This is a genomic window from Gemmatimonas sp. (genome assembly GCF_046594945.1).
Taxonomy (GTDB): domain Bacteria; phylum Gemmatimonadota; class Gemmatimonadetes; order Gemmatimonadales; family Gemmatimonadaceae; genus Gemmatimonas.
The window spans coordinates 1-6260 of the sequence record NZ_JBKJRB010000065.1 but is presented as its reverse complement, the minus strand read 5'-3'; the positions used below and the strand labels follow the sequence as shown (position 1 = coordinate 6260).

The following is a 6260-nucleotide window of genomic DNA, read 5'->3' as shown; positions in this document are numbered from 1 at the left end:
TCACCCGCACGGCGCTGTTGGCGCGGTCGGCGGCGCCCACCGGAATGCTGCGCAACTGCACACCGGCTGGCAGGTCGATCCCCGCAATACCGACCGCTCCCGCCCGTTGGAGGTCGGAGACCACGATAATCTCGGCCGCGGCAAATGGCGCATCGAGTAGCATCTGCCGCGCAGTGCGCAACGCCGGTGCCAAGCGTGTGCCTCGGGCTAGCGGCTTGAGCGTGGAGAGGGCCGCGATGGCCTGCGATTTATCGTCACTCATGCGCTGCAGCACTTCCGAGGCATCATCATACGCTACTACGCCAACGCGATCGCCGGCGCCCAGCGCGTTCACCACGGCGCGTGCGGAATCGAGCGCGCGTGACCACACGCCTTGGTAGCCCATACTGAGCGACCGATCGACCACCACCACCACAGCGCGCCGACGCGTGTCACCGCCGGCGGTCGGACGAGCAGTGAGCACGGGGCGCGCGAACGCGAACACCAGCGCGGCCACCGCCAGCGCGCGCAGCAGCAATAGCGGCCAGTCGGTGATGCGCTGCCGCTGCGAGGTGCGGATGGGCAACTGCTCCAGAAACATCAACGACGGGAACCGAATCGGACGCTCTTTGTCGCGATGCCGCAAATGCATCAGCAACGGAATCGCCAATGCCGCGAGTCCGGCCAGAAATGCGGGAACGAGAAATCCGATGCCCATGAGCGAATGACTCGGTTAGTCGATCGTCAGCGTACGCGACTGCGCGAGAGCCGCGCGTCGAGGTAGGCGTGGAGTGCACGGTCGAGCGGTTCGCTCGTGTCGAGACGCACGTAGTCGGCACCAGCGCTGGTGAAGCGCTCCTGGAGTGCGGCGTGGTGCGCCGTGATCAAGGTCTGATACTTGTCGCGCAGTTCACCCGGACGCAGCGGCAGCAGCGCGCCACTCTCCGCATCTTCGAACGTGGCCGGCAGGTCGCCCGGCAGCATCTTCTCTGCCGGGTCAACGATGTGAAAAATGATCACGTCGTGACCGCCCATGCGCAGCGCGGCCACCGCGCGACCCAGCGCCTCCGGCTGTTCGTAGCAGTCCGTCACGAGCACGACGATCCCGGTACGTGTGGTGAGATGGCCGATCCGCCCGATCGAGTGCACCAGCCGACTCGGCCCGGCCGCTTTGGCACGCGACAGCGTGTGCAGCAGTAGCTGCAGATGACGCACCGACGGGGGTACGACATCCACAAGGTCTTCCTTGAACGTGGCCAAGCCGATGCGATCACCTTGCGACTTCGACAACCACGCCAGCGACGCCACGAGAAAACGCGCGTACTCGAATTTGGTGACAGCGCCGCTGCCGAAATCCATGGAGCCCGACGCGTCGAGCGCGAAGATCACACCGGCGTTGGTGTCGGCGTCGTACTCCTTGATATAAAACCGGTCGGTGCGCCCGTACACCCGCCAGTCGATACGACGCAGGTCGTCGCCCGGCTGATACGAGCGATGCTCCGCAAAATCCAACGACGACCCTTTGCGCAACGATCGATGCTGACCGTGCATGAAGCCGTTCACCACCGTGCGCGCCAATAGCGCGAGATCGGCGATCCGCGCCAGCAGGGCGGGGTCGAGAAAGGACGCGGGAGCGGTCGCCACGGTTCGCTCAGAGCGATGAGCGGGGAAGCGGCACGCTCTCGAGCAGACGCCCGATGAGTGAATCGGTGGTCACCTTCTCCGACTGCGCCGTGAAGTTCACCAACACGCGGTGTCGCAGCACGGGACGTGCGAGCGCCCGCACATCTTCGAAACTGGCACTGGCGCGGCCCTGCAGCAGCGCCCTCGCCTTGGCGCCCAGCACCAGCGCCTGCGCCGCGCGCACCGAGGCGCCGTACGACACGAACTGCTGCACGTAGTCGGGGGCGCCGTCGCCCGGACGCGAGGTGCGCACCAACTTCACGGCATAGCGCGTGACGGCGTCGGCGATCGGCAAGCGACGTACCACGCGCTGGTACGCCAGAATCTCTTCCTTCGACACCACCGACTGCACTTCCTCCGGCGGCAGCGACGTGGTCGACTTCACCACCGCCACTTCGTCTTCTTCCGGGAGGTAGTCCAGCATCACTTCAAGCATAAAGCGATCAAGTTGCGCTTCGGGTAGCGGATACGTGCCTTCGAGTTCGATCGGATTCTGCGTGGCGAACACGAAGAACGGCTTGTCGAGTTCGTAGGTGCGCCCCTGCACGGTCACGCGACGTTCCTGCATCGCTTCCAGGAGCGCAGCCTGCGTTTTGGGTGGCGTCCGGTTGATTTCGTCGGCCAGCAGCACGTTGGCGAACACCGGGCCGGGCATGAATGCGAGGCGACGCTGGCCAGTGGCCGGGTCGTCCTGAATCACGTCGGTCCCGGTCACGTCGCTCGGCATCAGGTCGGGCGTGAACTGAATGCGTGAGAACTTGAGGTCGAGGGCACGGGCCAAAGTGGAGATGAGCAGTGTTTTCGCCAGCCCCGGCACGCCCACCAGCAGACAGTTACCGCCGGCGAAGAGCGCGATGAGCGCTTGCTCCACCACGACCTCCTGACCAACAATGACTTTGCGCAGTTCGCTCGCGATGCGTTGACCGGCGCCTTGAAGGCGGTCGGCAAGGGCGCCGTCGTCGAGACGATCGAGTTCGGACGTGGAAGGGGCCGGTGCAGTCACCTAGTTCCTCGGAGGCTAGCGGGTCAACGCGTAGATGATGTAGTTCACGCCCAGCTTGTACGCTTCGTTCGACATGTCGAGCGGGAACATCCCCGTGTCGGAGAATTCCCAGTACTCGGACAGGTCATTGTTGTAGTTCACGATCGCCAGCATGCGCTTCTTCGGATCATTCTCCTCGAACACGCCGTAAAACACCGACTTCGCACCCCGGTAGATCGGGTGGTCGTACTCCAGACTTTTGATGCGGTAGAACGAGTCGAAGATCGGATGCGAGAGGTCGAGCTCGATGGGCCGCAGGTTGGGCAGCACCTTCTTCATCTGGAGTTCGAAGTTCATCCAGTGCTCACCGGCGAAGTCATCGAAAATGATGAAGCCGCCCTTCGCCAGATAGTTTCGAAGCCCCAGCGCCTCGGCATCCGACGGCCGCCAGAAACCCGCCTCTGCCATGTACGCGATCGGATACTTGCCGAGCTGTGGGTCGTCGAGCGTGAGAATGTTGCTGGCGTCGATTCGCACGCGGGTGCTGGAGAGTTCGCTCACGATTTTCGTGAAGTGGCGCTCGCCGCGTGGATAATCGTGACTCCACGGAATGTCGCGACCACCACGGAAACCGCCGCCGCCGAACTCCGGCATCTGGTACTTCACCCGCACGAACGTCAGACGTCCGTCGTACGGCACATTGGGGAGAAGCTCCGGCTGGCCGCGTCGCTGCGCCTGTACCGACTCCGTCGGAGCGAGCGACGACAGCATCAGGGCGCTGCCCAGCAGCGCGCGTACGAGGAGTGTCATTTTCCGCGTAGCTCCAGCAACAGGGTCTGTGCTTTTTCGAATGACGGCGCCTCTTCGAGTACCTGCAGTAGCGCGCGACGGGCCCCGGCGATATCACCGGCATCGCGCAATGCACGCGCCAGTTCATACCGGGCATCCAGTATGTCGGTGGGAGCCATGGCAATAATCGCGCGACGCTCCAGCACCGCACGGCCATGGTCGCCCTGCGCGGCGGCGAGTGTGGCCAGGCGCGAGTGCACACCGGCATCGTACGGCCAGATCCAATTCAACCGGTCGAGGGCGCGAAGCGCACCGGCCCGGTCGCCACGCTTCTCGCGAAGATTCGCCTCGAACAGGTTGGCGTCCCACGCCGTCTCGTTGCGGCTTGTAACTTGCTCGACCATCGACAGGGCAAGCGTGGTGTCGCCGGCCGACTCGGCGACCTGGGCGAGATACCATGCCGGGCCGTCCTCTCCGCCGTAGTCGGGGAACATCGCGTGCGCCTGTTCGAACAGTTTGCGCGCGCCATCACGGTCGGTGCCCATCTTCGACGCGGCCTCGCGCATCGTAGCCACGAATTTGCCACCGCTGCTGTCGCTGGGCGATGACCCACGCACCGCGCTGAGCGCCTGCGCGAACCTGCGCTGCGCATAGGCCGCGAACTCGGCGTCGATCTGCGCCGGCGTCTTTCCAAGCACAGTTTGAAACACGTCGGGCGTGTTCAAGCCGTCGCGATATGCTCTCAACATGGCCGGCAACGCGGCCGCACCACGCGACAACTCTACCATCTCGCAGAACAATGACGCCTGGTAGTAGCTGAACTGCGTCTCCTCGGGGAATCGCGGCCGCAGGAAGCCGTCGCTGAGCCGACTGATGGGACGCAGCTTCCCGTGCGCCATCGCGACCACGTACGACACCGTGGCGTCGGCCCCCCAGCCCCGTCCTACGCGCCGTTCCTCGAGCACCGACAGGCCTTCCGACAGCCACCGCGGCACGCGATGGGCCGACGCGCCGAGCGTGAACGCGTGCGTAAGTTCATGCCAGGCGGTGGAGCCCCAGTTGAACTGCCCCCGTTCGCGACCGTTCGGGGTGTCCATCGCCAGCAGACTGCCGAAGCTCACGCCCAGTGCACCCAGTCCGGCGAGACCGACCGTGCGGACCGAGAAATCGGCGTGATATCGATAGAACTCCAGCCGGATCGGTGTGGGCGGCTTGTAGCCGTACCGTACGGCCAGCGAATCGTATGCCTGCTCCAGCAACGGCACGATGTAGAGGGCGAGCAGGTCGGCTTCGTCCGCCGGAGCGACCACGCGGAATCGTCCGCGGTCGATCGTGCGGAACGACTTCATCTTGTCGAGCAGATCGAGCGTGTTCTTGTGCCAGAGATTGAACGGGTCCAGCGCGAATGCACGCTCCAGCGCCGCGCGCCCAGCGTCCATCTGCCCGATGCGCAGCTGGTTCGTGCCCAGCACCCCGAACGCCGGCACATATAGTGAGTCGTAGCCGATGGCTCGTTGGGCGAGCGTGACCGCCTCCGTGTATCGGCGCTGCCTCACCGAGGCTTCCGCCAAATCGGTGTAGAACTCGGCCGGCGCCGGCTGCGACGCCGTCACGGCGGCCAGCGCCTTTCGGAACGTGGCGCTGTCACCATTCAGGAAGGCCATCGACCCCAACACCGACCAGCCGGCGGTTGACGCCGCATCGGCCTCGATTGCGCGCTGCGCGTAGACGCGCGCGGAGTCGTATGCTTCGGCGTCCCGCTGCATCTTCGCCACAAACGCCAGCGCGTCGGCGTAGTTCGGATCGCTGGCGATGCTGAGACGCGCGGTCGCCATCGGATTGCCCTTGCCCTCGAACTCCTCCACGCGCGCTATCGCCAGTAACGCCTTGGCGTCGGTGGGCGAGCGCCGCAGGATCCCTTCAAAGGACAATCGCGCATCGGGCGCGTTGTACTTCTCGAGGAACAGCTCACCCGCACGTCGCGGCGCGTCGAAGTTGCTGGAGTCGGCGGCGGTAGCGCGATCGAACGCCGCCAGCGCCGAACGGACGGCCTGCGCATTGCCGATCCCCAATAGGACGTACGCGCGGCCAGCCGAGAGATGCTCGTCGCTGTTGCGGGCGCCGCCCTGTTCGTAGGCGGCCGTGATGCGCCCTGCGCGCTGCGTGGCCTCGGGACGATTACCGCGACGAGCCGACGCTTCCGCCGCCGCGATCTCGGTGGCCCATCGGTCGGGACTCGCGACCCGCGGTGCGAGAGGCTGCACCACCCGAGTTGCCGCCTGTGCCGCCGCGCGGTCCTGTCCGCAGGCCGCTAACGGCGCGAGCACCGACACGGCGGAGAGTAGCCATGCCGAGCGCCTCAACGCGGAGCGTCTCATTTTCCACCTCCCGCGGTGCGAATCGCCTTCGTTTTTTCGGCCAGCGCCAGTAGCAGTCGCTCGAGCTCCGCGTCGTACGCATCGGCGGTCATCGTTGCCTTCTTCGTACGCAGCGACGCCACGTCCGACTCGAGCGCCTGCCGTTCGGCGATCAGGGCAGCCACGCGCGGTTCGGTCGCCACTGCCGTCTTGCCGAACGCCACCCGAGAAGCCAGCAGGGAGTCGCTGACCAGCGCGTGCTCGGTCTGCATACGATTCGAGCTGGTGTATACCTTGCCCACTTCGGTGCGGGCGAAGCGGAACACTTCGAGTACGGATAGACGCCCATCCTTGTTGGCGTCTGCGGCATCGAGCCCAAGCGCGCCGGCGAAGTACTGCAGAAACACCGACTCGTTGCGTTCGTTCGATGTCTTGGTCGCGGTCACCACGACGCGATTCGATGCCTTCAG

5 protein-coding genes and 1 pseudogene are annotated in these 6260 nt (G+C 65.2%); all 6 read right to left on the bottom strand.

What is annotated here, in order from left to right:
• Positions 1-697, bottom strand: a 697-nt coding sequence (locus ACLL97_RS07230; RefSeq protein ID WP_411279800.1) for a vWA domain-containing protein, incomplete at its 3' end; no start/stop codon positions are given.
• 26 nt (positions 698-723) lie between these two features.
• Positions 724-1623, bottom strand: a complete 900-nt coding sequence (locus tag ACLL97_RS07225) for a DUF58 domain-containing protein (RefSeq protein WP_411279799.1) — start codon at positions 1621-1623, stop codon at positions 724-726.
• A 7-nt stretch (positions 1624-1630) separates the two neighbouring features.
• Positions 1631-2665: an AAA family ATPase gene (locus ACLL97_RS07220; RefSeq protein WP_411279798.1), complete on the bottom strand. Its 1035-nt coding sequence runs from the start codon at positions 2663-2665 to the stop codon at positions 1631-1633.
• Positions 2666-2680: 15 nt separating this feature from the next.
• The gene (locus tag ACLL97_RS07215) at positions 2681-3454 is read right to left on the bottom strand and encodes a DUF4159 domain-containing protein (protein ID WP_411279797.1); all 774 of its coding nucleotides are present in this window, start codon (positions 3452-3454) and stop codon (positions 2681-2683) included.
• Complete coding sequence (locus ACLL97_RS07210; protein WP_411279796.1) at positions 3451-5766, bottom strand: tetratricopeptide repeat protein; 2316 nt, start codon at positions 5764-5766, stop codon at positions 3451-3453. Before ACLL97_RS07210 ends, ACLL97_RS07215 begins: the two co-directional genes overlap by 4 nt.
• 41 nt (positions 5767-5807) lie before the next feature.
• Positions 5808-6260 (bottom strand): annotated as a pseudogene (locus ACLL97_RS07205) (hypothetical protein); the annotation flags it as partial.

What these genes read in the sequence shown, in the direction of transcription:
- ACLL97_RS07215 (WP_411279797.1), bottom strand. Translation starts at nt 3,454, where the DNA reads ATGACACTCCTCGTACGCGCGCTGCTGGGCAGCGCCCTGATGCTGTCG.